The sequence below is a fragment of the Hymenobacter segetis genome (genome assembly GCF_054776495.1).
Map to the genome: position 1 here is coordinate 686,606 of NZ_BAAHBV010000001.1, position 24,982 is coordinate 711,587.

Genomic DNA, 24,982 nt, shown 5'->3' on the forward strand with positions numbered 1-24,982 from the left:
CTAGGGGAGTGAGAACCGCCGCAGGGGCCGGAATAAAATCGATGAAGTAACTACGTGCTACGGGCAAATTGGGGCGCAAAGGTGGCAGGTTAAATCACAGTATCCAGCAAATGCCACAATTTTTTGCCTTCGCCGTCCCAGAGTACGTCGGTGGGAATGCCGTGGGGATAGAAGGAGTGTCTTTGCAGCCGGACTACCAACGCGGCGGCATCAATTGGCTGTCCGAAGTCAACCGACAGCCCCGCGCTGTAGGCATCCAGCACTTCCTGCCACAGCGGATTGGGCGAGGCCAGAACCGGCAGCCCGTGGGCCAGGTACTCAAACAGCTTGGTAGGCCGGCAGCGTTCCGAGCTGGGGTGCGGCCGGTAGGCCAGCAGGCCCAGGTGGCTTTGGCCGATTTCCGCCACGATGTCGGCGTGGGCCACCGGCTGCACGCCGCCGATGAGCGTGAGCCAGTCAGAATTCCGGGCGGCTGTTTCCTGTAGCTGCCGCAGCAGCTCGGGTTGCTGGCAGAAGCCGATGATGGTGAGCCGCACCCCGCCGGGCCACGCGGCGCGGAGCTGTTCGGCCAGGGCAATGGCTTCCCACACGCCATTGAGCTCCGAAATAGTGCCGGAGTAGAGCAGGCGTAGCGGTTCGGTGGGGGACGGCAGCTTTATCGGTTGCTGGCGTAGTATTTCGCCTAACTGGGGCTGGTACTTGTTTTCGAGCACGACCACGCGGGACGGCGGCAATTCATTCAGAAACGGCAGCTCGTCCGCGTAGCTAGCTTCGGCCAGAATGACGCCCGCCGCCCGCCGCACCGTCCGCGCCTCCACCCAGCGCAGCCCGGCGGCCAGCCAGCGCCGCGTGAAACCTTGGTACACCCGCTGTGTCGAAACGTTGAGGGCGTAGTTTTCGCGGATGTCGTATACGAACTTGCGTCCCTTCTTCAGCCAATGCCAGAGCAGCGTGAGCGGCAACAGTTCCGGGGCGTGGACGATAACCAAATCAGGCTTCAACCGGCGCAGTAGCTGCCAGTAGCGCAATTGCGTCGCCAGGCGCTCCAGGCTCAGCCGGGAGCCCTTGAAAATGCCGTGTTGGAAAACGCCGGGCGCGGCTAGAGAAACTGACGGCCCCGCCGCGTTGCGTCCCGCTACGTGAACCTGAACCTGCGGCCGGCCCGCGAGGGTTTCGGCAAACTTGCCCCGCATACGGGTATCGTCCACCGGCTTCAATACCGAAGCCAGCAAAACCACCAAATGAGAAGAACCGGAGCCAAGCACGGCCCAAAGATGGTAGTTTTGCAGCTTCTAAAGTAACTGCGGCCCCAACGGGGCGCTTTTCATATCTCTTCTTCGCCTTCTCAAATGGCTGACCTGCAAACCCAAATCGAAGCCGCCTGGGCCGACCGCGCCCTGCTCCAAACGCCCGAAACCAAAGCCGCCATCGAGCACGTCATCGAAGAGCTGGATAAAGGCCGCCTGCGCGTGGCCACCCCGCCCGCCGAAGACGGCGGCGAATGGACCATCAACGAATGGGTGAAAAAGGCCGTGATTCTGTACTTCCCCATCCGCCAGATGAGTACGCAGGAAGTGGGCCCCTTCGAGTACCACGACAAAATGCTGCTCAAAACCGACTACGCCGGCCAGCAGGTGCGCGTGGTGCCACCCGCCGTGGCCCGCTACGGTGCGTTTCTGGCCCCCGGCGTCATCCTCATGCCCAGCTACACCAACATCGGCGCCTACGTGGGCGAGGGCACAATGGTGGACACCTGGGCCACCGTGGGCAGCTGCGCGCAGGTGGGTAAAGGCGTGCACTTGAGCGGCGGCGTAGGCCTCGGCGGCGTGCTGGAACCCGTGCAGGCGGCCCCCGTCATCATCGAAGACGGCGCGTTCATCGGCTCGCGCAGCATCCTGGTCGAAGGCTGCCGCATCGGCAAAGAGGCAGTGATTGGCGCGGGCGTCACCATCACCGGCAGCACCAAAATCATCGACGTAACCGGCCCCGAACCTAAGGAGTACCGTGGCTATGTGCCGCCGCGCTCAGTGGTTATTCCTGGCTCCATCGCCAAGCAGTTTCCGGCCGGCGAATACCAGGTGCCCTGCGCCCTCATCATTGGCCAGCGCAAGCCCAGCACGGATTTGAAAACGTCGCTGAATGACGCGCTGCGCGATTTTGGGGTGAGTGTATGATTTTGGGGTGAGTGTATAATGTAGGGGCGGGGCTTGTCCCCGCCCGGACGTTTGTACCGCCTGAACGATTCCGTTCAACGTCCGGGCGGGGGCAAGCCCCGCCCCTACAAAAAAGGCCGCTTCCCACGAAGCGGCCTTTTTTATTCCTAAGATTCCTCGCTGCGCTCGGAATGACGGTTACACCCCCGCCTTCAACTTCTCGCCGAACAAGGCCTTCACCTTGTCCACCTTCGGCCGGGCCACAAACTGGCAGTAGGGCTCATGGCCGTGCAGGTTGAAATAGTTCTGGTGGTAGTCCTCGGCGGGGTAGAAGGTGGGGGCGGGCAGAATCTCCGTCACCACGGGGTTGGGGAAGGCGTGGTTGTCGTTGAGCTTTTTTTTATACTCCTCCGCGAGTTGCTTTTGCTCCTCGTTGTGGTAGTAGATGCCCGAGCGGTACTGCGTGCCCACGTCGTTGCCCTGGCGGTTGAGGGTGGTGGGGTCGTGGGTTTTCCAGAAGATTTCGAGCAGCTCCTTATAGCTGATAACGGCCGGGTCGAAGGTGATGTCGATAACCTCGTTGTGGCCCGTGAGGCCACTGCACACTTCCTTATAAGTCGGGTTGGCGATGCGGCCCCCGGCGTAGCCGGACACCACTTTCTCCACGCCCTTCAGGTTTTGAAATACGGCCTCGACGCACCAGAAGCAGCCGGCGCCAAATGTTGCTTTTTGCATGGGTAGGATATTGATTCGTTGTGTTTGATAACAACGCGGTAGACGTAGCGGAGGTTATTTCCTTACAGCTTACCAAAGGGTGGGCCGGGGCCGTACCGAGGTACGATGCCCTTGCTGACCATCCGAAAGTGCGTCGTACCTCGGTCCGATGCACTTTCGCATTACCCGGAATGGCCTCGGACCACGGTAGGGTCCACTTCCGGTATTGCAAAAAAGCCTCGTACCTCGGTACGGTCGGCTTTGGGGATTGCGGAAGGGCATCGTACCTCGGTACGGTCCACTTCGGGCAAACAAAAAGCGGCCCATACCGAGGTACGGGCCGCTTTAGCAATTTCAAAACCAGGCCAGCCGGCTTCTATTTCCGGAACCGCTCCGCCACCACCAACTCCTTCGAGCCGGCCGTGTGCTGGTAGAAGCCCTCGCCCGATTTCACGCCCAGGCGGCCGGCCATCACCATGTTCACCAGCAGGGGGCAGGGGGCGTATTTGGGGTTGCCCAGGCCCTCGTGCAGTACCTTGAGGATGGCCAGGCACACATCCAAGCCAATAAAATCGGCCAGCTGGAGCGGCCCCATCGGGTGGGCCATGCCCAGCTTCATCACTGTGTCAATCTCCTCCACGCCCGCCACGCCCTCAAACAGCGTGATGATTGCCTCGTTAATCATCGGCATCAGAATGCGGTTGGCCACGAAGCCGGGGTAGTCGTTCACCTCCGTGGGCGTTTTGCCCAGCTGGCGCGAGAGGTCCATCACCTGCTGCGTCACCGCATCGGAAGTAGCGTAGCCCCGAATCACCTCCACCAGCTTCATCACCGGCACGGGGTTCATGAAGTGCATGCCAATCACCTGCTGGGGCCGCTTGGTCACGGCCGCGATTTTGGTGATAGAAATCGACGACGTATTCGAAGCCAAAATGGCATCGGCGGGCGCGTACTGGTCCAGGTCGCGGAAGATTTGCAGCTTGAGGTCCACGTTTTCGGTGGCCGCTTCCACCACCAGGCCCACGCCGGCCACGCCGTCGGCGATGGAGGTAAACGTCTTCAGGCGGCCCAGGGTGGCCGTTTTATCCTCTTCGCTCAGGGTGGCTTTGGCCACTTGGCGGTCGAGGTTTTTGGTGATGGTGCCCAGGGCACGGTCCAGCGCCGGCTGGTTGATATCAATCAGGGAAACCGAAAAACCGTGCTGGGCAAATACGTGGGCAATGCCATTGCCCATGGTGCCGGAGCCAATAACGGCGACGTTCATAAGTAGCGGAAAAAGAGTGGGTGGGAAGAGAATAACGGCCTATCAAGCCGCCGTCACAAAGCTACGGTAGCATTGGTAAGCGGCGTTTTTGTTTGCGGGAAATGAAATATTTTTTCGTTTAGGATATCTTTTTAATAAACACCCCGTACAAAGCCCCAGAGACACTTCTCTAACATTTTTTCACCTCCCCTTCATTCTTCTTAACACCTCCAAGCCATGGGCAACCTTCTGTATATCATCGCCGTCATTTTGGTCCTCATCTGGGCAGTAAGCTTCTTCGGCGGCTTCTTCACGGGCGGCATCATTCACGTCCTGCTGGTTATTGCCATCATCGCCATCCTGCTGCGTGTCATTAGCGGCCGAAGCGCTGTCTAGCGCACCCCGCAAGGGTTAACTTAAAACCACAAAAAAGCCGCGCTGGTACATCCAGCGCGGCTTTTTTGTGGTTGTTCGGTTCCGCTATTTCCCAATGTTGAATAGCAGGCTGAAGCGCAGATTGAAACCGGGATAGAGCGAAAAAACGGAGTTGCCGAAATTGTACAGGCCCAATACATCAACGGCCGCATTCTCGCCCAAATACGAGCGGTAGCCAATGCCTGCCAGCGGCGAGCTCACGGTGCGGTTAATTTTTGCCAGATAACCATTGCCATCATAGCCCGCCAATTGTGCGTTGGTTACCTCATATTCGCCGTGAATAAAGAATTCTTTGTACACGATGTACTGCGCAAAAACCTTAAAGCCCAGGCTGCTGCTCGAAAGGCTATTGGCCCCAGCGGCCGTCAGGGAGCCGTTTGGGGTAGGGTAAGTGAAGCCGTAGGTCCGATAAAAGTTGTCGGGCGAAAGCGAGTAGTTGTTGTAGGCATATGAAATGCCCGGGCCGATGGCAAACTTATCCGTAATCCGAAAGCCAATGGCGGGGGCCAGGCTGGCGTTGAAATTGCTGATTCCATCCACCGAACTGTAGCCCAGGCCCAGGTTGGTGTACAGGAATTTCCTCGTTGGTGGCTTGTCTTCCGCGCCGCCGGCTTTGGTGTTCTTCCGGTTGGGGAAATCCAGGCCCGACGGCGCATCGGGTGTCGACTGCACCGGGGCGTTGTACGTCGGCTCGGGAGTGGGTTCAGGGGCCGGGGTGGCGGGCACCGGCGTGGGCTCCACGGGCCGGGGCGGGGCCGGCTGCGGTGCGGGCGGGGCCGTGTTCAGCACGGGCTTGTCTTGGGCCTGCGCCCGGAAAGTGGGCAGCCCAGCCGCCGCAACCAACAGCAGTACCGGAAGCAAATGACGTTTCATGCGAAGGATATATGAAGGAGGAAGGAGAGAGTTGACGCAGTCTGCAATCAACGAAAGCGGCCGGAAAATTATTCATTTTCCGGCCGCCATTCGTCGATTACTTAAGCCACTTGGTACATTTTCTGGCGCTGGGCTTTCAGCGTTTCATCGGCCAGGTATTCCTCGTAGTTCATGCGCCGGTCGATGATGCCGTCGGGCGTGAGTTCAATGATGCGGTTGGCCACGGTTTCAATGAACTGCAAGTCGTGCGAGGCAAAGATGAGCGAGCCCGTGAACTCCTTCAGGCCGTTGTTCAGGGCCTGAATGCTTTCCAGGTCCAGGTGGTTCGTCGGGTCGTCCAGCACCAGCACGTTGCCGCTTTCCAGCATCATTTTCGAGAGCATGCAGCGCACTTTCTCGCCGCCGCTCAGCACGTTGGGCTTCTTCTGCGATTCCTCGCCCGAAAACAGCATCCGGCCCAGCCAGCCGCGCACGAAGCTCTCGTCCTTCTCCACCGAGTACTGCCGCAGCCAGTCCACCAGGTTCATGTTATCGGCCTGGAAGAAGGAGCTGTTTTCCTTCGGGAAATAGCTTGGCGTAATGGTGGTGCCCCACTTATACTCGCCCTTGTCGGGCGTAGCCTCGCCAAAAATAATATCGAACAGGAGGGAAGCCGCCCGGTCGTCGCGGCCCACAATGGCCACCTTATCGCCCTTATCAAGCGTGAAAGTCACATTTTTCAGCACCGACTGGCCGTCCACTTTCTTGCTCACGCCTTCCACGGCCAGCAGCTGGTTGCCGGCTTCGCGCTCCGGCTTGAAGGCGATGTAGGGGTAGCGGCGCGACGAAGGCTTGATTTCCTCCAGCGTCAGCTTTTGCAGCAGCTTCTGGCGGCTGGTGGCCTGCTTCGATTTCGAGGCGTTGGCCGAGAAGCGGCGCACAAACTCTTCGAGCTCCTTGCGCTTGTCTTCCGTTTTCTTGTTCACGTCCTGGCGCTGGCGCAGGGCCAGCTGGCTGCTCTCGTACCAGAACGAGTAGTTGCCGGGGTACATCGTGATTTTCGAGAAGTCCAAATCAGCCATGTAGTTACACACGGCGTCGAGGAAGTGGCGGTCGTGGCTCACCACAATCACCGTGTTCTGGAACGAGTCGAGGAAGTTTTCCAGCCAGAGCACGCTCTCCGCGTCCAGGTTGTTGGTCGGTTCGTCGAGCAGCAGCACGTCGGGGTTGCCAAAAAGGGCCTGAGCCAACAGCACGCGCACTTTTTCGCTCGCACCGAGGTCCGACATCAGCGCGTAGTGCTTGTCCTCCGTGATACCGAGGCCAGAGAGAAGCTCAGCAGCTTCGTAGTCCGCGTTCCAGCCCTCCAGGTCGGCAAACTCGCCTTCCAGCACGGCGGCGCGCTCGCCGTCGGCATCCGTGAAATCAGCCTTGGCGTAGAGCGCATCCTTCTCCTGCATCACCGCAAACAGGCGCTGGTGGCCCTGAATCACGGTTTGGAGCACGGGCTGGTTGTCGTAGGCAAACTGGTTCTGCTTCAGCACGGCCAGGCGCTGGCCGGCGGGCATTTCCACCGAGCCGGTGTTCGGCTCCAATTCGCCCGACAGGATTTTCAGGAACGTGGATTTGCCCGCGCCGTTGGCCCCAATGAGGCCGTAGCAGTTGCCCGGCAGAAATTTAACGGTAACGTCTTCAAACAGCACGCGCTTCCCGTAGCGCAGGCTCACATTGGTGGTCGAAATCATTCAGTCAGAAAATAGTAACTCACAAAAACCGCGCATTTGGCGCGCGGCAGCCCGGCAAAATTACGCAACAGGACCCCCGCTGGAATCGTTGCGAAAAAAGTAGTTGACAAGCCTGCCGAAAATAACTAACTAGCAGGGCAATTAGTGCCCGGAGCCACCCACCACGTCGCCTCCCGCACCCCGACCATTTTGGATACAACCCTCGGCTACCGGGGCAAGTATAGCTAGCGTAGCAGTAGTTGCCGGCGAGCCGGCCGAGTCTTCACCTTTTACCACTTACGGGCATGGCAGACAATCAATTGACTTCCGAAAGCAATGGCTTCCGCATGGGCGCGCTCACGGCCGCCGTGCTGGTAGCCTACACCGGCATTGCCGCTTTAGCCGGATTCCTGGGTAAAATCGAAGCTGGCACGCTCGATATCTTTATTCTGGCGGGGGGCGTGGTGCTAGCCATTCGCCGCCTCCGGCAGGCCAAGGGGCGGCATATGACCTATTTTCAGGGCTTTGGCACCGGCATCATTGCGGCCCTGGTGGCCTCATTGCTGCTGGGCGCTTTCTTCTGGCTGTTGGGCGGCGTTAGCCAGGCCGCCATTCGGCAAATCCAGGCGCGGGACTTGTTCGGGGCCGACCTCGGCGTGCTCATCAGCGGCCTGGGCATCATCCTTCTGGGCACAATGACCGGCGTGGTAACGGCGCTCATTGCCATGCAGTATTATAAAGTGCCTGAACATCAGCCGATAATGGGTGTGGAGTAGCTGGCTTTTATGTGGATTTGAAACATGAAAAGGCCCTTTTAAGGGCCTTTTTTTTGAGCTCAACAGCATTACATTTTTCGGATTTTATAAGAAAAATTAGACAAAACAGAAACTAAATAATAACTTGCAACTGTTTGAGAAAAACTCAGCTCGTGGTTGCTGACAAAAAGATGTTTTTTATGTCCAAGTATTCTCTCATAATCGTTTTTGCACTGGCTTCTTTTTCAGCCCGTGCTCAGATGTCGGACCGGCTCTCCGAACACCCAAGTGCAAGAATTACCGTAGTCCGGAAATCCTCCGCCGAACAAGCCGCCGTAGCCGAAACCCGGGAGATGACCAATCGGCTTCATCTCAACGAGGGCCAGTTTCTGAAGCTGTTGCCCCTGAATCGGACCAAGCTGGCCGGCCTGCACAGCATCGACCAGCAATACAAAGCCGATGAGGCCACCCGCGCCGCCAAAGCCGCCGAGCTGGAAGCGCAGTTTGAGCAGGAGTGCAGCCGCATTCTCACGCCTTCGCAGCTCAGCCAGCTCCAGCAGCAAAACGGCCAGCCCAACAACACCCCTGCCAACACCGGCAACGGCCTCGGTTAAAATTTCCACCGCTAATACAAGAAAGGCCCGCCAATATTTTGGCGGGCCTTTTTTTGTCTAAACAGCTTCATTTTGTTGACAGCGGGTCGGTCAGCACTTCGGTGACGGTGCCCAGCGGGCCGAAGCGCAGGCTGATGCAGGCTGCGCCCGAGCGGGCATGGCCGGGATTGCACTGCGAGCCGGGCTCTAGGTAGTAGTAGTACACTTTTTCGGTGCCGGCCCGCAGCTCTTCCTCATCGGGCGGGCCGAGCAGGGCGTTCACGTCATCGGCGCGCGCTTCGTAGAGCTGCTCTTTGGCTTTGGTGAGGGCGGGTAGGGCCGCGCGGCGCTGGTTTTTGCAGGCGTAAGGGTCAGCGCGCCAGGCGGTGGCATCGAAGCCGGGCACCTGGGGCAGGGCGTGCCCGCAGCCAAATAAGAGGGCGCTGCCAAGGGCCACACCGGCCAGCTGCTTAAAAAAAGGAGAAAAAAAAGCGGCTGACATCAGAAAAAAGCGAAATAAACGTTTGGGGATGGTAGGGACTTAGCGAAACTAAGCACTATTTTTGGCTTGGCTGTGTATAGGGGCTTGTATAAAAATTATTCAAATCTCATATAGCTTTAATTATTTGATGACCAGAAAGTTTTTTTCCACTATTGCGGTATTGGGTCTGTTTGCGGCTGCCAACCCGGCGGCGGCCCAGAGCCAAAAGGCGGTTGTAGGGGCACTGCCGGTACCAGCCCGGCGGGCCTACTACCAGGTAGCCTTTATGCAGCAGGCCGTGGCAATGTATGCCAAAATGGGCCTGGGTGCATCCGGATTGTCATTGCCGGTGTTTCGGGAAGGGCTGGCGGGCTACTACAACCTGCGCTCATCGGGCAACTACGCGGCGGCCCCGCCGGTGCTCACCCTGATTGACTTTAGCCAATCCAGCCAGCAAAAGCGGCTGTGGGTTATCAACGTAGAAAAATGCAAAGTGCTGTTTCATACGCTGGTGGCCCACGGCAAAGCCAGCGGGGAGGACCGGCCGCTGGCGTTTTCCAACAAGGACGGCTCAGAGATGAGCAGCCTGGGGTTTTATCGCACGGCTCCAACTACTTACGTAGGCAAACACGGCCTGTCGCTGAAAATTGAAGGCATGGACCCAGGCTTCAATTCCAACGCCGAAAGCCGGGCCGTGGTGGTGCACGGGGCCGAGTACGTGTGCGAGGATTTTGTGAAAGCCCACGGCCGCCTGGGGCGCAGCCAAGGTTGCCCGGCGCTGCCAGTGGCTGAGACGGAAGCCATTGTGAAAACCATTCGGGGCGGGAGCGTGATATACCTGCACGGGCCGGCGGGCGCGGGCTACCGCTCGCAGTGGCTGAACGTGGACACGGCGGCTTCGGCATTTGCCAGCCAGCGCGGCGGCACTGGGCGAATGCAATAATTAAATAACCAGAAGTTGAAAGGTGCGTTTAAAGCGCATCGGGCGCAGCCCGTAGCAGTGAGCTATGGCTGCGCCCGTTTCTTTTTCACCCTTTTTCTTCCCCCTGTCATGCGCTTAAATCTCCGTTTCATCATTGCCATCATTGTGGCGGCGGTGTCTCTGTTCGGCTACTATTTCAATACCTCTAAGAATGAGGTGACCGGCGAAACCCAACACGTTAACATGAGCGCCGACCAGGAAATTGCCCTGGGCGTGCAGGCGGCCCCCGAAATGGCCGCCCAGTACGGCGGCGAAAGCCCCGATGCCCGCGCCACGGCCGCCGTGCAGGCGGTGGGCCAGAAAATCATCAGCAGCACGAAGGCGGGTCAGACGCCTTACAAGTTCCAGTTTCACCTGCTGGCTGATGACCATACCATCAATGCCTTCGCGCTGCCCGGTGGGCAGGTGTTCATTACCCAGGGTTTGCTGAAAAACCTGACCTCGGAAGGGCAGCTGGCGGGCGTATTGGCGCACGAAATTGGCCATGTGGTGGGCCGGCACTCGGCGGCGCAGGTGGCTAAATCGAACCTGACGCAGGGCCTGGCCGGGGCTGCCACCATTGCCTCGTATGACCCCAACAGCCCCGGCAGCTCAGTGGCTAAAGCGGCTGTAGCCGCCGCCATTGCCAAGGTTATCAGCCTGCGTTTCGGCCGCAACGACGAGCTGGAGGCCGATAAGCTGGCCGTGGATTTCACGCCTAAAGCTGGCTACGACCCTCGTGCCATGATAAAAGTGATGGAAATGCTGCAAAGCCAGGAAGGCCGCAGCAGCACGCCCGAATTCCTGAGCACGCACCCCGACCCAGGCAACCGGATTGGCGAGCTGCAAAAGGAAATTGCGGCCGAATACCCGCAGGGCGTACCGGCCGGGTTGAAGCAGTAGCGGCCGTTTGTCATTGCGAGTGGAGCGCAGCGCAACGCGGCAACCGAAGGTCAGCGTAGCTAATCCGTCCTCTCATAAGCGACTAGCCTTGTGATGTGACAACGCCTTTTTTAACAACAGAAAGCCCCGATACTTCGCAGTATTGGGGCTTTCTGCTAAAAGAAAGTGTCTGGTTTTGACAGGACGGATTAGCTACGCTGACCTTCGGTTGCCGCGTTCCGCTGCGCTCCACTCGCAATGACAGACGGCTAGAAGTTAGGCGGCGTCAGGTTTTTGAAGTGGCCATTGAGCCGCACCCGGTCCTTGAGGCGCTCGGTTTCGAGCACGACGGGCAGGATGGTGTCGAGGTGCTCGCGGACCATTTCCTGGCGCTCCTGCTCGCTGGTGGTGGCCAGGAGCTGGTATTCCTGCTCGGTGCTGAAGCCGATGTGGTGGGCCACGTCGAAGATGCAGTAGTCGGGGGCCAGCTCCAGCAGCAGCTTGCGCAGGCCGAGGGCTTCGTAGAGCTGGCGGACCTGCTTGGTGATGATTTCGCGCAGTACCGGGTCGGGCACGTCGTCCTGCACCACGTCTTCGACGAGGCCACCGGCGTAGAGCTTGCCGGGGGCCTGGCGGTAAAATTTGTTGATGCGAAACACGCCCACGGCCTTGGTGCGGATGTCGAGCTCGCCGCTGGCGTAGGTTTGCTCCACGCTGATGAGGCGCATTTCGGTGCCTAGCTCGCTCAGGGAATTGTCGAGGTAGGGCGGGATGCCGAAAGTGGTATTTTGCTCAATGCACTCGCGCACCAGCTGCCGATAGCGGGGCTCGAAGATGTGCAGGTTCAGTTTTTCGCCCGGAAAAACGACCAGATTTAGTGGGAACAGCGGAATCAGGCGGGCCATGGGCAGCGGAACGAAAAGGGATGTAACTACCGGCTTAACAACGGGAGGCAGCAGTTGGGTTTTGGGCGGCCGGATGGCACCCGTGGCGGGTGAAGCCGGCGGCAAGGTAGGCGCGAAAGCCAAAACCCCGCCGGCCCCGCTACTTTTGCGCTCCATGCCATCTGCCAAGCTGATTCCCGACGTTTCCATACTGCTCAAAAGAACCGGCCGCCTGCTGCTGCAAGTGGCGGCCGCGCTGTTTCTGACTTCCATTGCCTGGGTGCTGATTTACCGTTGGGTATCGCCCCCAGCCACCTGGCTGATGCTGGACCGCCGCGCCCACGCGCCGGTGGGCCTGGGCTACTACGGCATTCAGGAGGAGCCCCGGCACATTCGCTACCGGTTCCGCAGCCTCGACGAAGTGGCGCCCAGCGTGCCCCTGGCCTTGGTGGCGGCCGAAGACCAGCGCTTCCTCATCCACCACGGCTTCGACCTGGATGCGCTGACCAACGCCGCCAAACGCAACTGGAACGGCGACGGCAAGCACATCGTGGGCGGCAGCACCATCTCGCAACAGGTGGCCAAAAATGTGTTTCTGTGGCAGGGCCGCAGCTACATACGCAAGGCCGCCGAGGCGTATTTCACGGTACTCATTGAGACACTCTGGAGCAAGCGCCGCATCATGGAAATGTACCTCAGCGTGGCCGAGATGGGGGATTGTACCTTCGGCGTGGAGGCCGCCAGCCAGCGCTACTTTGGCAAGCCCGCCAGCCAGGTGAGCCCGGCTGAGGCGGCGCTATTGGCCGGGGTGCTGCCCAATCCGCTCCGCTTCCGGGCCTCGAACCCCGGGCCGGTGGCGCGGGCCAAGCAACTGCGGGTGCTGCGGAATATGCGCCGGCTGGGCGGCACCCGCTACGTGGCCGAGATGCTGAAGTAGAGACGCGACCCATCGCGTCTCGGCGGTCGCGCCGCCTGGGTGTCGTTTCAATCAACCGTTCAACGCCGAGACGCGATGGGTCGCGTCTCTACAATCGTTCAAATTATGCGGCAGACTTTGTACCTAATATGCCTGTGCTGCCTGAGCCTTGCCGGCTGCACCACGGCACGTTCAGCAGCCACCGATAACCCCACCGCGGCCCGCCGGGCCATCGTGCAGGTGCTCACGACCCAAACGGCGGCCTGGAACCGGGGCGACATTCCCGGTTTCATGCAGGGCTACTGGAAGTCCGATTCGCTGGTGTTCATCGGGCGGAAGGGGCCGACTTATGGCTGGCAGCCCACGCTAGCCAACTATCAAAAGAATTACCCTGACGCGGCCGCTATGGGCCAACTGGATTTCAGCGGGCTGCGCGTGACGCTGGTGGCCCCCACGGCGGCGCAGGTGGTGGGGCGCTGGCACCTGGCGCGGCCGGCGGCGCTGGGCGATTTGCAGGGGTATTTCCTGCTGGTGCTGCGGCAGGTGGAAGGCAAGTGGGTGGTGGTGGCCGACCACACCAACAGCAGCCAGTAGCGCGACCCTGTCGTCTGTCATCCTGAGCTTGCGAAGGACCTTCTCACCATTGAATAATTTTGCCGTAATCGAAACGATGGCAAGCGTGATAAGGTCCTTCGCAAGCTCAGGATGACAGAATAAAAAAAGCCCGCTCCAAACCGGAACGGGCTTTTTCGATGGAAATAACAGCGTTTGCCTATATTTTGTCGCGGCGGGCCGTCACGGCGGCCACGAAGGTATCGAGCGTGGCAATGCCGTCGGTAAGGGTATCGCGGTCCAACTCTTTTTCGAGCAGGGCGGTGGTTCCGTAGTTCTCCACTTTGCTGGTGAGGTTGTTGGCGCGGGTTTCGTAGCGGTTGAGCATGTTCTGGTTGCGGCGCTTGTCGTCGCCGTCGGCCAGGGCGGCTACTACGGGCGTGAGGCCGGCAATCAGGGCCTGGGTGGCAGTTAGCTCGGTGGTAGCGCTGGTAGAATCGTCCCAGTTGTCGAGCTGAAACTGGAGGTTGTTGAGGCGGTTCGCCAGGCCGGTGCGCTCGCGCTGTTTGGTGGCGAGCAGGGCGTCGCACTCGGCGATGGTAGTGAGCAGATTTACGGAAAAAGCCATAAGTGTAAACAGTGAAAAGGGTAGTTGAAACTGCCGGCTCGCTCCCGCGCTCCGTTGGCCCCTAAACCACTATCAACCAATCTATATTGTGCAGTAAATCACACAATCTTTTCATGACGTTTCCGTTGCGGCCAGCTCCTGCGCGGCCGCCTCAGCTTCGGCCCGCAGCCCGGCAATGCGTACCCGCAGCCGGGCCTGGGCGGTGCTCCCGCTACGGTCCAACTCGGTGCGGGCTTCAGCCACGAAGCCTGCCAGCCACGCCGGGGCTGCGGTGCCCGCCGGGGCCAGCGCGGCCGTGAGCACGGGCAGGGTCGCCAGCCGCCTTCTGGCCCAAGTGGCGCGGGGCGGTATCTGGCTTAGCTCGTAGGTGAGCTGGTCGGCGCGGTGCTGGCAGGCGCGCTGGTGCTTTTGTAGGGCGGCGGTGTCGGGGGCTTCGGGGGCGGGCTCGGCCTGGGTGCTTTGCCGGGCCAGCGTGAGGGCGGCCTGGGGCAGAGCGGCGGGGAGGGGCAGGGGGCGCAGGCCGCGCTCAACCTGGGATATTACTTCTCTGCTCAAATTGAAGTAATTGCCCAATTCAGTTTGGCTGAGGCCAAAAAATGCGCGCAATTGAGCCAATAACACGGTAGGGGTGGGCATTGTGTAAGAGTTGTGTTGCTTCCGGTTTTTAGGTAACGTTAAAAAGCGGAAGCAATTATGGGCCGGCTTTGCTTCCGCTTTTTGGCAAGAGGTGGAAAGCGGAAGCAAAAGGGCTGCTCATTAAAAGAAATACAGCCGACGGCACGCTTTTTTTGCCTAGCTTGCGCCCCCCTTTATCCACACAATTCACTGGCTGCCGCTGCGCAAGCTGCTGAATCTAATCAGGCTGCTCTCAGCCCCCCAAACTACCATGAGTGACACGCTCGAAGTCCAGATTATGCCCACCACCGGCTCGTTGTATCAACGAGGGTTCGACATCGACACGATGGAAGTGGAGCCGGGCGAGACGTTTAAAATCAATAACAAATACCAGGGGACCGTCAGCTGCGAGGAAGAGGAATACATATTCTGGGACAGGGACGAATTCACTAACCGGAAGGAGCAGGCCGACCCCAACGATACCTACCTGCTGCGCCCCGGCAGCTACCTGTTCCATGAAGACGGCATCACCATCGAAAAACTCAAATAGACCCCTGGTATGATTCACGTAATGGTAGTGCCCGAAACCGAAGAGTTCAAAGACTTCGTGAAACACGATGACTTGATTTTCATCAACCTGAATTTGGGCGTGCCCAACTTTGCGGGCTGGCAGGCGCGGTACGCCGCTCCCTATTGGATATCGGGCGAGCGCGGTGTAAAAAGAATTTATCACATTAAATCGGTCACCAACGACGGGCAGAGCACCGTACTCGCGCTGGGCAACTCTTTCGTGCTGGACGAAGCCTGGGACGAGATGGAGCAGGCCCGCCGCTTTGCCTACTTCCCGCTGAAAAACTTCGGCTTTGTGGAAGTGCAGGAGGGCGTGCTGATGAAGTATAAAGTCTAACGGCCGAACTTGTGACAATGGATAGGCAGCGGGCGCAGGCTCGCCGCAGGAATGAATAAATAAAAATGGCCAAGACCAAGAAAGAAACCGCCGAGGAGCCGCTGGAAAAGCAACTCTGGAAAACCGCCGACAAGCTCCGCAAAAACATTGATGCCGCCGAGTACAAGCACATTGTGCTGGGCCTCATCTTCCTCAAATACATTTCCGATTCCTTCGAGGAGCACTACGCCAAACTGCTGGCCGGCGAGGGCGAATACGCCGGGGCCGACCCCGAAGACAAGGACGAATACAAGGCTGAAAACGTGTTTTTCGTGCCCGAGTATGCCCGCTGGCAGTTCCTGCAAAACCACGCCAAGGCCAGCCAGATTCTCATCAAAGACACTGAAGGCAAGGACATCACCGTGGGCATTGGCGGGGCAGTGGACAATGCCATGGACTGGATTGAAAAAGATAACGCCCCGCTGAAGGGCGTGCTGCCCAAGGTATTTGCCCGCCAGAACCTGGACCCCACCAGCCTGGGCGAGTTAATTGACCTGGTGGGCAACATTGCGCTGGGCGACGCTAAGGCCCGCAGCGCCGACGTGCTGGGCCGCGTCTTCGAATATTTCCTGGGCGAGTTTGCGCTGGCCGAGGGCAAGAAGGGCGGGCAGTTCTACACCCCGCGCAGCGTGGTAGAACTGCTAGTGGAAATGCTGGAGCCCTACGAGGGCCGCGTGTACGACCCCTGCTGCGGCTCGGGCGGCATGTTTGTGCACTCCGAGAAGTTCGTGACCGGGCACCAGGGGCGCCTGAACGACATTTCCATCTACGGGTAGGAAAGCAACCAGACCACCTGGCGGCTGGCCAAGATGAACCTGGCCATCCGGGGCATCGACAGCTCGCAGGTGAAGTGGAACAGCGAGGGCTCCTTCCTTAACGACGCGCACCGCGACCTGAAGGCCGACTACATCATCGCCAACCCGCCCTTCAACGTGAGCGACTGGGGCGGCGAGCTGCTGCGCGCCGACGGCCGCTGGAAGTACGGCGTGCCGCCCGCCGGCAACGCCAACTTCGGCTGGATGCAGCACTTCATCCACCACCTGGCCCCCACGGGGCAGGCGGGCGTGGTGCTGGCCAAGGGGGCGCTCACCTCCAAAAGCTCGGGCGAGGGCGACATTCGCCGGGCGCTGGTGGAGGCCGGCCTCATCGACTGCATCGTGAACCTGCCGGCCAAGCTGTTTCTGAACACCCAGATTCCGGCCGGCCTGTGGTTTATGAACCGCAACCGCCGGGGCGATGCCCGCTTCCGCGACCGCAGCGGCGAGATTCTCTTCATCGACGCCCGCAACCTGGGCTTCTTGGTGAACCGCCGCACCCGCGAGCTGAGCGACGACGACATCAAACGAATTGCCGACACCTACCACCAGTGGCGCACCACCGGCGGCAGCTACGAGGACGTGCCCGGCTTCTGCATGGCCGCCCCCCTGGCGCGGGTGCAGGAGCTGGACTACGTGCTGACCCCCGGCCGCTACGTGGGCCTGCCCGACGACGACGACGAGTTTGACTTCACCGAGCGCTTCACCACGCTACGGGCGGAACTGGAGGCGCAGCTAAGCGAGGAAAGCGTGCTGAACAAGCTGATTGCGGATAACCTGGCGAAGATTTTAACGGCGTAGAGATATGAGCGGGCAGACGGAAATAATGTGGGGGGAAGTAGCAGAAATCGCTAGCGCCAATGAGTGGAAAGATACACTGCTAGATGAGGTCGCTGATATTATCCCTGGCTTTGCGTTCAAAAGCCAAGAATTTGGTAGTCGTGGCGAGGTCGTAATCAAGATAAAAGACATAAACCAAGGCTTTGTTGATTTTAACAACACAGACAGAGTTGTTACTTTAAATTACGCTAAAGGCAAGCTTGATAAATATCGTATTTCTTTCGGCGATTACGTGGTTGCAATGACGGGTGCGACTATTGGGAAAGTTGGACGAGTTAAGCTTAATAAAACGGCGTTGATAAATCAGCGCGTTGCTAAAATCAAGTCAAAACCGGGTATTAGCAATGATTTTGTTTACTACTGTCTTTCTGGGGAGGACTTTCAATTGTTCATTCAGAATAATATCGACAGTAATAGCGCCCAAGAAAATATCAGTGGAGGTAGCATAGGACGGTATCCAATATTACTGCCACCGTTGGCGGAACAACGAGCCATTGCCGGTGTCTTATGCAGCCTAGATGACAAAATAGACCTGCTGCATCGGCAAAATGCCACCTTGGAAGCCTTGGCGGAAACGCTGTTTCGGCAGTGGTTTGTGGAGGAGGCAAAGGATGAGTGGGAAGAGCGCAAAGTGGGAGACATTGCTACTCATCTTAAAGTGGGCATAAATCCTGTTGCTAATCCCACGGTGATGTACCACCAATACAGTTTGCCAGCCTATGATAATGGGCAAGTTCCAACTCGGGAATTGGGACTAGAAATATTGAGCAATAAGTACGAGGTTTCACCCAACACCATTTTGATTTCAAAGTTGAATCCTCGCTTTCCCAGAATATGGGCAATCGGTAATAGTATAGAGGATAATTCGGTCTGTTCAACTGAATTTCAGGTTTTCAAACCTAAAAAGCAGAGCCTGTATGCGTACTTCTATTTCCTTATTAAATCGGAAGATGTTGTTGGCGAAATGACAATGGCTGCTTCTGGTACAAGCGGAAGCCACCAGCGAATAAGACCAGAAGACATTCTGAATATTAAAGTGAGAATCCCATCTATTGAAAAGGCTGAAGAATTCTCCTCGATAACCCAAGGATTTATTGATAAAGCCGATAAAGACCGGCGCGTGATTCAAACCCTTTCCACCCTGCGCGACACGCTGCTCCCTAAGCTGATGAGCGGGGAGGTGCGCGTCGCCTACTAACCCCCATTCCCGCCCCTCTACCCATGGCGAAACTCACCGAAAACGCAATCGAAGAATACGCCATCGAGCTGCTGGAGCAGCTAGGGTATCAGTACGGCTACGGGCCGGCGCTGGCCCCCGGCGAGCCCACCGCCGAGCGGGCCAGCTGGGCCGATGTGCTGCTGCTGGAGCGGCTGCGCACCGCCATCGCGCGCCTCAACCCCACCGTGCCGGCCGAGGCCCGCGAAGATGCCCTGCGGCAGGTGCGCGACATTGCCTCGCCCGAGCTGCTGGCCAACAACGAAACGTTTCACCGCCTGCTCACCGAGGGCGTGAAAGTGGGCCGGCAGCAGGACGGGCAGGAGCGGGGCGAGGTGGTGTGGCTGGTCGATTTCCAGCACCCCGACCGCAACGAGTTCCTGGCCGTGAACCAGCTCACGATAGTGGAAAACGGCCACACCAAGCGCCCCGACCTGGTGCTGTTCGTGAACGGCCTGCCGCTGGTGGTGCTGGAGCTGAAAAATGCCGCCGACGAGAAAGCCACCCTCCAGACCGCCTACAAGCAGCTCGAAACCTACAAGGCCCTCATTCCGGGCCTGTTCACCTACAACGGCCTGCTGGTCATCTCCGACGGCCACGAAGCCCGGGCCGGCTCGCTGTCGGCGGGCCTGAGCCGCTACATGGCCTGGAAGTCGGCCGACGGCCTGGCCGAAGCCTCGCCGCTGGTGGGCCAGCTCGAAACCCTGATTCGGGGCATGCTGGGCCCGGCCACGCTGCTGGATTTGCTGCGCCACTTCGTGGTGTTCGAGAAGTCGAAAAAGGAAGACCCCAAGACGGGGGTAATTGCCATTACCACGGTGAAGAAGGTGGCGGCCTACCACCAGTACTATGCGGTGAACGCGGCGGTGGCTTCCACCCTGCGGGCGGCCGGGCACACGCCGGAGACAGGCGAATTAACAGAACGTCATGCTGAGCGCAGCCGAAGCATCTCGCGTGCAGCAGTAAATCAATCGAGCGACGAAGCGGTAGAGATGCTTCGACAAGCTCAGCATGACGTTCAGAAAGCCCCCGACGCCCAGGAAGACCCTGTCCGCTACGGCCTGCCCACCGTGAAAGCCCAGCCCTTCGGCGACCAGAAGGCCGGTGTGGTGTGGCACACCCAGGGCAGCGGCAAAAGCCTGAGCATGGTGTTCTACACCGGCAAAATCGTGCTGGCCCTCGACAACCCCACCGTGCTGGTCATCACCGACCGCAACGACCTCGACGACCAGCTGTTCGATACCTTCGCCGGCTCGACGCAGCTGCTGCGCCAGGAGCCCCGGCAGGTGGAAGACCGACAGGAGCTGAAAACCCTGCTGCGCGTGGGCTCGGGCGGGGTGGTGTTCACCACCATCCAGAAGTTTCAGCCCGAGGAAGGCAACGTGTACGAGGAGTTGTCGGCGCGGCGCAACATCGTCGTCATTGCCGACGAGGCCCACCGCACGCAGTACGGCTTCAAGGCCAAAACCGTGGACGTGAAAAACGAGGCCGGCGACGTGGTGGGCAAAAAAGTGGTGTACGGCTTTGCCAAGTACCTGCGCGACGCCCTGCCCAACGCCACCTACCTGGGCTTCACGGGTACGCCGGTCGAGAAAACCGACGTGAACACCCCGGCTGTGTTCGGCAACTACATCGACATCTACGACATCGCCCAGGCCGTGGAAGACGGTGCCACAGTGCGCATCTACTACGAAAGCCGCCTGGCCAAAGTGAGCCTGAGCGAGGAAGGCAAAAAGCTGGTGGCCGACCTCGACAAAAGCCTGGACCAGGAAGGGCTGAGCGACCCCCAGAAGGCCAAAGCCAAGTGGACGCAGCTCGAATCCCTGATTGGCAGCGAGCAGCGCATCGGCAGAATCGCGGCCGACATCGTGGCCCACTTCGAGCAGCGGCAGGAAGTATTTGAGGGTAAGGGGATGATAGTGGCCATGTCGCGGCGCATCGCGGCCGAGCTGTACGCGGCCATTGTGGCCCTGCGGCCCGACTGGCACACCGACGACCTGACAACAGGACGCCTGAAAGTGGTGATGACCTCGGCCTCGTCGGACGGGCCCGACATTGCGAAGCACCACACCCACAAGGCCCAGCGCCGCGCCCTGGCCGAGCGCATGAAAGACCCCGCCGACCCGCTGCAACTAGTGATAGTGCGCGACATGTGGCTTACGGGCTTCGACGCCCCGAGCATGCACACGCTCTACATCGATAAGCCTATGCAGGGCCACAACCTGATGCAGGCCATTGCCCGCGTCAACCGCGTGTACAAGGACAAACCCGGCGGACTGGTGGTGGACTACCTGGGCATCGCCTCCGACCTAAAAAAGGCGCTGGCCTTCTATTCCGATGCCGGCGGCAAAGGCGACCCGGCCGAAACCCAAATACAGGCCGTGGCCCTGATGGCGGAGAAGCTGGAAGTGGTGCAAGCCATGTACCATGGCTTTGCTTACGACCACTACTACGACGCCGGCACCGCTCAAAAGCTGTCGATGATATTGGCCGCCGAGGACCACGTCCTGGGGCTGCCCGATGGGAAGAAGCGCTACATCTACGAGGTAACGGCGCTGTCGCAAGCATTTGCCATTGCCATTCCGCACGAGCTGGCCATGGCTGTGAAGGAAGAAATCGGCTTTTTTCAGGCCGTGAAGGCCCGGCTGGCTAAATTCACCACCGGCAGCTCGGGCCGCAGCGACGAAGACATCGAAACCACCATCCGGCAGGTGATTGACAAGGCGCTGGTGTCGGAGCAGGTAATTGACGTGTTCGACGCGGCCGGCATCAAGAAGCCCGATATTTCCATCCTCTCGGAGGAATTCCTGCTGGAGCTGAAGGGCATGCAGCACAAGAATATTGCGCTGGAAGTGCTGCAGAAGCTGTTGCGCGACGAGATAAAAGCCCGCGCCAAATACAACCTGGTGAAAAGCAAGTCGCTGATGGAAATGCTGGAAAGCGCCATCAAGCGCTACCACGCCAAGATTATCACCGCTGCCGAGGTTATCGACTACCTCATCAAGTTGGGCCGGGAAGAAGTAGCCGGCATGGACAGCGAAGCCGCCGCCATGGGCCTCACCGACTATGAGTACGCCTTCTACTCGGCCGTGGCCAACAACGACAGCGCCCAGGAGTTGATGCAAAAAGACAAGCTGCGCGAACTGGCCGTGGTGCTCACCGAGCGGGTGCGCAGCAATGCCTCTATCGACTGGACCATCAAGGAAAGCGTGCGGGCCAAGCTGAAAGTCATTGTGAAGCGCACCCTGCGCCAGTTCGGCTACCCGCCCGATATGGAGCTGCTGGCGACGGAAACGGTGCTGAAGCAGGCGGAGTTGATTGCGAATGAACTGACAAAGAAGTAGGAATATCTCGGTATAAGCCAGTGTGAGGTGAAGAAGTATTTACATTTGATATGTTAAAAATTCACTCTCTTGCTTCCTCGTGCCTAAACCTAACTCTACCCAGCACGTCCTAAATTTCGATGGCCCGAAGTGGCCGCCGCAACACCTCCTTCCCATTAACTGGTTGCCCAGGCAGCAGCGGGTAGGGCCTTGGTTTTTGCGCGACCTGAAGGCTTCGACCGAATATGGCATCATTACGGGCTTCACTTCACTGAGCGAGCTGGTAACCCTGTTCGGAGGGAATAAGCATCAGTTGCCGCCATTTCAGGCGGTGCGGGTGATGCTGGGTTTTGAGCAGGAACCCAGGGCCCGCGATAAAAAAGGGTGGCCGGTGCACCAGCCGCTGGCCAATGAAATCCGGGATTACTGGCTGCGGCGCGGCATTTCCATTGTGCACGGCGGCGCCATTCTGCGCACCATTGCCCTGCTGGAAGCGCCACAAGGTTGGCTGCAAATGCGGCTGTTGGATGGACTGCACGCCAAGCTCTACGTGGGCAACACCCACGCCATGCTGGGGTCGAGCAATTTCAGCCCCTACGGCCTGGGCATGAACCGGCAGATTGAAGCCAACGTGCGCTATAAGCGCCAAAGTCGCAGCCGCGCTATTGCCAAACGTTATGAGTACGTGCGGCAGCTAGGGCAAAATTTCTGGGACGAGGGCGTTGATTATAATGCCCGAGCAGTAGAACTGCTCAAGTCCCTGTTGCAAGTCGTGACTTGGCCCGAAGCCCTGGCCCGTGCCATTGCCGAAATTCTGGAGGGCGACTCGCTATTTGAAGCCGGTGGCCTGCTGGCCGATGCGCCCAGGCTGTGGCCGCACCAGCGGCAAGGCGTAGCGCAGGCGCTTTACGTGCTCGACCATCTCGGCAACGTGCTAGTGGCTGACCCCACCGGCTCGGGCAAAACCAAGTTGGTCGGCACCTTACTGGTGGCTTTGGAACGACGCAAACAAGCCCGGCAGCCCCGGCCGCTCAATCTGGCTGTGGTTGCGCCGCCATCCATCTTGGATGACTGGCAGGATTGCTGCCTGAAACTGGGCCGGGCCGGGGTAGAACGCATTTCAGGCGGACAACTCAGTAAGAAGGAAGGTGCACCCGACCCGTACCGCATCCGCGAAAAGCTGCAATTGGTCGATGTGTTGGTGCTGGATGAAGCACACCGCTACCTCAATGCGCGCAGCCTGCGCACCCAGCAGCTAGTGCAGCACAGCTACCAGCATTTGCTCCTGACCACGGCTACGCCCCTGAACCGGCATGCTACCGACTTGCTTCGGCTAATCGAATTGCTGGACGTAGATAACCTGTCCGATAACGACTTGCTCACGCTGGAACGGCTGCGTGGCAAGCCCCTGCGCAGGTTCGATGAAGCTGATGTGGAACAGCTGCGCCAGTTTGTGGGCCAGTTTCTGTTGCGTCGTACTCGCTACGAATTAACCAGCCAGATAAAACGCCAGCCAAAAGAGTATGAGCGGCCGGTCCCGTTGCGTGGCTGCAATTATCCTGATCACAAGCCGCATCCTTATAAAACCGAGGAAACCTCCGCAGACCAGAAAATTGCTGAGCGAATGCGTGAGGTAGCCGAGCAATTAGTTGGTATTCGCTATTTGCTTGACCTGAACCCCAAGCAAAGCCATTACCTGACCGACGAAGAAAAGCGTCGGTACCTGGAGAAGCGAGTGGAGTTAGCGCCATATCTGGCCCGGTTCACTTTGCGCCAGGCATTACGTTCTTCCAATGCGGCTTTATATGAGCACTTAGCCGGTGCTCAAGCTGCGGCTGATGCTTTTGGCCTTGTAGAATTGCCTGCCACCAGGCTTAAAACACAGGGAGTAATTCAGCAATTGGAAGCTGTGCTGAGTGCTGGCAGCTTACCTAAACGTGACCCGGAAAAGCTGCCAACCGCGCTAATCCCCCAGCCCTGGCTGCACGACGCGGCTGCATGGCAGGTTCATTGCGCAGCTGAAATTGCTATTTACCGGGAGCTATTGGAATTACTCAGTCAACTTACGGAGTCGCGTGAGCGCGGCAAGGTGCAACTCATTGCCAAATTATTGGGCGAGGGTAATCATAAGCTGGTGCTGGCATTCGACCATTCGCTCATTACACTGGAGCGGTTGCGGATGCTTTTTGAGGAGCAGCAACTGACAGGCCTCGAAAGTTTCACGGTAACCGGTGCCCAACAAAAAGCCCGTAGGCGGCTGGAAGGGGATTTTAAGCTGGGTTCATCCGCCAGTGGGATAGTTGCCTTTTGCTCAGATGTGGTATCAGAGTCGCTCAACTTGCAGCAAACCTCGGACCTTGTCCAACTCGATATGCCCACGGTATTGCGCGTGGCTGAGCAGCGCCTGGGACGACTAGACCGCCTCGATAGTCCTCACGAAACCATTGCTTCTTACTGGCCTAAAGACAGCCCGGCCTTCTCGCTAAAAGCGGACGAACACCTGATTCAAGCCCTGCGACATGCTGGTCAATTAATCGGCAACAACCTAGTGCTACCTGATGAGCATTTGGCGGATTATGTTGATAAGCTGGAGCACAATAGCATTACCAAATCGTTGAATCCCTTTCGTCAGGCTGGGCGCGACGAAGCTCGTTGGACCGGCTTGCAGGACGCGCTGCAACCAGTGCGCGAGCTTAAAACAGGACCTAATCAACTGGTACCCCAAGCGACGTATGAAAAAATATGGACTTCCCGCGAGTCTGTAAAGTGCCGGGTGAGTTACGTTGCTGCTGAGCAGGCATGGGCCTTTTTCGCGCTACGCAGTAGCACTACCCGCAGTGGCAACTGGTATATGTTGGTTGACGATGAGTCACCCGAGTCGGATTTAGGCCGCATTTGTCAAGCCTTGCAGCTACGTTTAGCTGGTCAGCCGGCCAAATCGTTGGCTTGGGAAGACGGCGATAATTACCTGAACCATTTCCTGCAAAAACTGCAAGCTGCCGAACGGCAGCTTTTGCCCAACCGTGCCCGGCGAGCTCTGGAAGTAGGCGAAGCCATTGTGCGGGTGCACCTGAAAAGTATTGGAAAGGACAAGGCATCAACCTCTGACCCTCGCGCCGTTTTATTGCGCCAAGTCCTGAGTTTATTTCAGCCAGCAAAAACGCTGAGTGGACCAGAATCCAGCCGCGACGAAGTCATGGTTGACTTCGGGAAGCTGGCGGCTCATTGGCTGCAGTTGTTATTACCTCATGTAAGAAAATTGCGTCAGGCCAATAAGAACCATCGGCACATAATCAGCCTCAAAACCTTGAAAAAGCACGGTGCTGAAATACTGTTACCGATTGAGGTACTTCAGCATTTATTGGATGAAGCCGGAGTATTGCCGACTGTAGATTATCGCATTGCTGCTTGCATTATTGGAGTAGCCAAGCAATCTGAATTAGTGGATTAGAAA

General features: G+C 58.5%; 22 protein-coding genes and 1 pseudogene. 14 read left to right on the top strand and 9 right to left on the bottom strand.

The window, feature by feature from the left end; translation table 11 throughout:
- Positions 1-89: 89 nt before the first annotated feature.
- On the bottom strand, positions 90-1,265 hold the full coding sequence (locus ACYU70_RS03005; RefSeq protein ID WP_460615881.1) for a glycosyltransferase: 1,176 nt from the start codon (positions 1,263-1,265) through the stop codon (positions 90-92).
- Positions 1,266-1,349: 84 nt separating this feature from the next.
- On the opposite strand from ACYU70_RS03005, the gene ACYU70_RS03010 reads away from it, so the two are divergent.
- The gene (locus ACYU70_RS03010) at positions 1,350-2,174 is read left to right on the top strand and encodes a 2,3,4,5-tetrahydropyridine-2,6-dicarboxylate N-succinyltransferase (protein ID WP_342299438.1); all 825 of its coding nucleotides are present in this window, start codon (positions 1,350-1,352) and stop codon (positions 2,172-2,174) included.
- Positions 2,175-2,351: 177 nt separating this feature from the next.
- Here the strand turns inward: ACYU70_RS03010 and msrA are convergent, their stop codons facing one another.
- Both msrA and ACYU70_RS03020 read right to left on the bottom strand, forming a co-directional pair.
- Positions 2,352-2,888: a peptide-methionine (S)-S-oxide reductase MsrA gene (gene msrA, locus ACYU70_RS03015; protein WP_305031167.1), complete on the bottom strand. Its 537-nt coding sequence runs from the start codon at positions 2,886-2,888 to the stop codon at positions 2,352-2,354.
- 355 nt (positions 2,889-3,243) lie between these two features.
- Positions 3,244-4,131: a 3-hydroxybutyryl-CoA dehydrogenase gene (locus ACYU70_RS03020; protein ID WP_342299432.1), complete on the bottom strand. Its 888-nt coding sequence runs from the start codon at positions 4,129-4,131 to the stop codon at positions 3,244-3,246.
- A gap of 216 nt (positions 4,132-4,347) precedes the next feature.
- Between ACYU70_RS03020 and ACYU70_RS03025 the strand changes: the two genes are divergently transcribed.
- The gene (locus ACYU70_RS03025) at positions 4,348-4,506 is read left to right on the top strand and encodes a lmo0937 family membrane protein (RefSeq protein ID WP_342299431.1); all 159 of its coding nucleotides are present in this window, start codon (positions 4,348-4,350) and stop codon (positions 4,504-4,506) included.
- Positions 4,507-4,590: 84 nt separating this feature from the next.
- On the opposite strand, the gene ACYU70_RS03030 is transcribed toward ACYU70_RS03025, so the two are convergent.
- Together ACYU70_RS03030 and ACYU70_RS03035 are read right to left on the bottom strand one after the other, a co-directional pair.
- Positions 4,591-5,418, bottom strand: a complete 828-nt coding sequence (locus tag ACYU70_RS03030) for a hypothetical protein (protein WP_342299430.1) — start codon at positions 5,416-5,418, stop codon at positions 4,591-4,593.
- Between the two features lie 101 nt (positions 5,419-5,519).
- The gene (locus ACYU70_RS03035; RefSeq protein ID WP_342299429.1) at positions 5,520-7,142 is read right to left on the bottom strand and encodes an ABC-F family ATP-binding cassette domain-containing protein; all 1,623 of its coding nucleotides are present in this window, start codon (positions 7,140-7,142) and stop codon (positions 5,520-5,522) included.
- A gap of 284 nt (positions 7,143-7,426) precedes the next feature.
- Here ACYU70_RS03035 and ACYU70_RS03040 point away from each other — a divergent pair, with 284 nt between their 5' ends.
- Both ACYU70_RS03040 and ACYU70_RS03045 read left to right on the top strand, forming a co-directional pair.
- On the top strand, positions 7,427-7,897 hold the full coding sequence (locus tag ACYU70_RS03040; RefSeq protein WP_342299428.1) for a DUF4199 domain-containing protein: 471 nt from the start codon (positions 7,427-7,429) through the stop codon (positions 7,895-7,897).
- Between the two features lie 332 nt (positions 7,898-8,229).
- Complete coding sequence (locus ACYU70_RS03045; protein WP_342299426.1) at positions 8,230-8,490, top strand: hypothetical protein; 261 nt, start codon at positions 8,230-8,232, stop codon at positions 8,488-8,490.
- A gap of 67 nt (positions 8,491-8,557) precedes the next feature.
- Here the strand turns inward: ACYU70_RS03045 and ACYU70_RS03050 are convergent, their stop codons facing one another.
- Entirely contained in the window at positions 8,558-8,971 is a 414-nt protein-coding gene (locus tag ACYU70_RS03050; RefSeq protein WP_342299424.1) for a hypothetical protein, read from the bottom strand.
- Positions 8,972-9,098: 127 nt separating this feature from the next.
- Between ACYU70_RS03050 and ACYU70_RS03055 the strand changes: the two genes are divergently transcribed.
- Both ACYU70_RS03055 and ACYU70_RS03060 read left to right on the top strand, forming a co-directional pair.
- Positions 9,099-9,893 (top strand): murein L,D-transpeptidase catalytic domain family protein, encoded by a 795-nt coding sequence (locus ACYU70_RS03055; RefSeq protein ID WP_342299422.1) that lies wholly within the window; start codon positions 9,099-9,101, stop codon positions 9,891-9,893.
- Positions 9,894-10,001: 108 nt separating this feature from the next.
- Positions 10,002-10,814, top strand: coding sequence for a M48 family metalloprotease (locus tag ACYU70_RS03060; protein ID WP_342299421.1), 813 nt, complete (start codon positions 10,002-10,004; stop codon positions 10,812-10,814).
- Between the two features lie 248 nt (positions 10,815-11,062).
- Here ACYU70_RS03060 and ACYU70_RS03065 read toward each other — a convergent pair whose 3' ends face one another.
- Positions 11,063-11,698, bottom strand: a complete 636-nt coding sequence (locus ACYU70_RS03065) for an LON peptidase substrate-binding domain-containing protein (RefSeq protein ID WP_342299420.1) — start codon at positions 11,696-11,698, stop codon at positions 11,063-11,065.
- A 154-nt stretch (positions 11,699-11,852) separates the two neighbouring features.
- Here ACYU70_RS03065 and mtgA point away from each other — a divergent pair, with 154 nt between their 5' ends.
- On the top strand, positions 11,853-12,614 hold the full coding sequence (gene mtgA, locus ACYU70_RS03070) for a monofunctional biosynthetic peptidoglycan transglycosylase (RefSeq protein WP_342299418.1): 762 nt from the start codon (positions 11,853-11,855) through the stop codon (positions 12,612-12,614).
- Positions 12,615-12,719: 105 nt separating this feature from the next.
- Entirely contained in the window at positions 12,720-13,187 is a 468-nt protein-coding gene (locus ACYU70_RS03075) for a YybH family protein (RefSeq protein WP_342299416.1), read from the top strand.
- Between the two features lie 178 nt (positions 13,188-13,365).
- Here ACYU70_RS03075 and ACYU70_RS03080 read toward each other — a convergent pair whose 3' ends face one another.
- Positions 13,366-13,773, bottom strand: a complete 408-nt coding sequence (locus ACYU70_RS03080) for a hypothetical protein (RefSeq protein WP_342299414.1) — start codon at positions 13,771-13,773, stop codon at positions 13,366-13,368.
- Between the two features lie 111 nt (positions 13,774-13,884).
- Positions 13,885-14,409: a hypothetical protein gene (locus ACYU70_RS03085; protein ID WP_342299412.1), complete on the bottom strand. Its 525-nt coding sequence runs from the start codon at positions 14,407-14,409 to the stop codon at positions 13,885-13,887.
- A 250-nt stretch (positions 14,410-14,659) separates the two neighbouring features.
- On the opposite strand from ACYU70_RS03085, the gene ACYU70_RS03090 reads away from it, so the two are divergent.
- From ACYU70_RS03090 to ACYU70_RS03115, 6 genes and pseudogenes are all read left to right on the top strand, one after another.
- Positions 14,660-14,938, top strand: a complete 279-nt coding sequence (locus ACYU70_RS03090) for a hypothetical protein (RefSeq protein WP_342299409.1) — start codon at positions 14,660-14,662, stop codon at positions 14,936-14,938.
- Between the two features lie 9 nt (positions 14,939-14,947).
- The gene (locus ACYU70_RS03095) at positions 14,948-15,295 is read left to right on the top strand and encodes a hypothetical protein (protein ID WP_342299408.1); all 348 of its coding nucleotides are present in this window, start codon (positions 14,948-14,950) and stop codon (positions 15,293-15,295) included.
- A 65-nt stretch (positions 15,296-15,360) separates the two neighbouring features.
- A pseudogene (locus ACYU70_RS03100) lies at positions 15,361-16,950 on the top strand (type I restriction-modification system subunit M).
- A 4-nt stretch (positions 16,951-16,954) separates the two neighbouring features.
- Entirely contained in the window at positions 16,955-18,187 is a 1,233-nt protein-coding gene (locus tag ACYU70_RS03105; protein WP_342299406.1) for a restriction endonuclease subunit S, read from the top strand.
- Between the two features lie 23 nt (positions 18,188-18,210).
- Positions 18,211-21,549, top strand: a complete 3,339-nt coding sequence (locus ACYU70_RS03110; protein WP_342299404.1) for a type I restriction endonuclease subunit R — start codon at positions 18,211-18,213, stop codon at positions 21,547-21,549.
- A 79-nt stretch (positions 21,550-21,628) separates the two neighbouring features.
- Positions 21,629-24,979 carry an SNF2-related protein gene (locus tag ACYU70_RS03115; protein WP_342299402.1) on the top strand — a complete coding sequence of 1,117 codons (3,351 nt, stop codon included), beginning with the start codon at positions 21,629-21,631 and terminating at the stop codon, positions 24,977-24,979.
- Positions 24,980-24,982: the final 3 nt, after the last annotated feature.

Coding starts and splice junctions, on each gene's coding strand:
- ACYU70_RS03030 (WP_342299430.1), bottom strand. CDS start 5,418: ATGAAACGTCATTTGCTTCCGGTACTGCTGTTGGTTGCGGCGGCTGGG.
- ACYU70_RS03035 (WP_342299429.1), bottom strand. CDS start 7,142: ATGATTTCGACCACCAATGTGAGCCTGCGCTACGGGAAGCGCGTGCTG.
- ACYU70_RS03010 (WP_342299438.1), top strand. CDS start 1,350: ATGGCTGACCTGCAAACCCAAATCGAAGCCGCCTGGGCCGACCGCGCC.
- ACYU70_RS03055 (WP_342299422.1), top strand. CDS start 9,099: ATGACCAGAAAGTTTTTTTCCACTATTGCGGTATTGGGTCTGTTTGCG.
- msrA (WP_305031167.1), bottom strand. CDS start 2,888: ATGCAAAAAGCAACATTTGGCGCCGGCTGCTTCTGGTGCGTCGAGGCC.
- ACYU70_RS03095 (WP_342299408.1), top strand. CDS start 14,948: ATGATTCACGTAATGGTAGTGCCCGAAACCGAAGAGTTCAAAGACTTC.
- ACYU70_RS03060 (WP_342299421.1), top strand. CDS start 10,002: ATGCGCTTAAATCTCCGTTTCATCATTGCCATCATTGTGGCGGCGGTG.
- ACYU70_RS03105 (WP_342299406.1), top strand. CDS start 16,955: ATGAGCGGGCAGACGGAAATAATGTGGGGGGAAGTAGCAGAAATCGCT.
- mtgA (WP_342299418.1), top strand. CDS start 11,853: ATGCCATCTGCCAAGCTGATTCCCGACGTTTCCATACTGCTCAAAAGA.
- ACYU70_RS03090 (WP_342299409.1), top strand. CDS start 14,660: ATGAGTGACACGCTCGAAGTCCAGATTATGCCCACCACCGGCTCGTTG.
- ACYU70_RS03050 (WP_342299424.1), bottom strand. CDS start 8,971: ATGTCAGCCGCTTTTTTTTCTCCTTTTTTTAAGCAGCTGGCCGGTGTG.
- ACYU70_RS03045 (WP_342299426.1), top strand. CDS start 8,230: ATGACCAATCGGCTTCATCTCAACGAGGGCCAGTTTCTGAAGCTGTTG.
- ACYU70_RS03085 (WP_342299412.1), bottom strand. CDS start 14,409: ATGCCCACCCCTACCGTGTTATTGGCTCAATTGCGCGCATTTTTTGGC.
- ACYU70_RS03065 (WP_342299420.1), bottom strand. CDS start 11,698: ATGGCCCGCCTGATTCCGCTGTTCCCACTAAATCTGGTCGTTTTTCCG.
- ACYU70_RS03080 (WP_342299414.1), bottom strand. CDS start 13,773: ATGGCTTTTTCCGTAAATCTGCTCACTACCATCGCCGAGTGCGACGCC.
- ACYU70_RS03020 (WP_342299432.1), bottom strand. CDS start 4,131: ATGAACGTCGCCGTTATTGGCTCCGGCACCATGGGCAATGGCATTGCC.
- ACYU70_RS03040 (WP_342299428.1), top strand. CDS start 7,427: ATGGCAGACAATCAATTGACTTCCGAAAGCAATGGCTTCCGCATGGGC.
- ACYU70_RS03025 (WP_342299431.1), top strand. CDS start 4,348: ATGGGCAACCTTCTGTATATCATCGCCGTCATTTTGGTCCTCATCTGG.
- ACYU70_RS03110 (WP_342299404.1), top strand. CDS start 18,211: ATGGCGAAACTCACCGAAAACGCAATCGAAGAATACGCCATCGAGCTG.
- ACYU70_RS03075 (WP_342299416.1), top strand. CDS start 12,720: ATGCGGCAGACTTTGTACCTAATATGCCTGTGCTGCCTGAGCCTTGCC.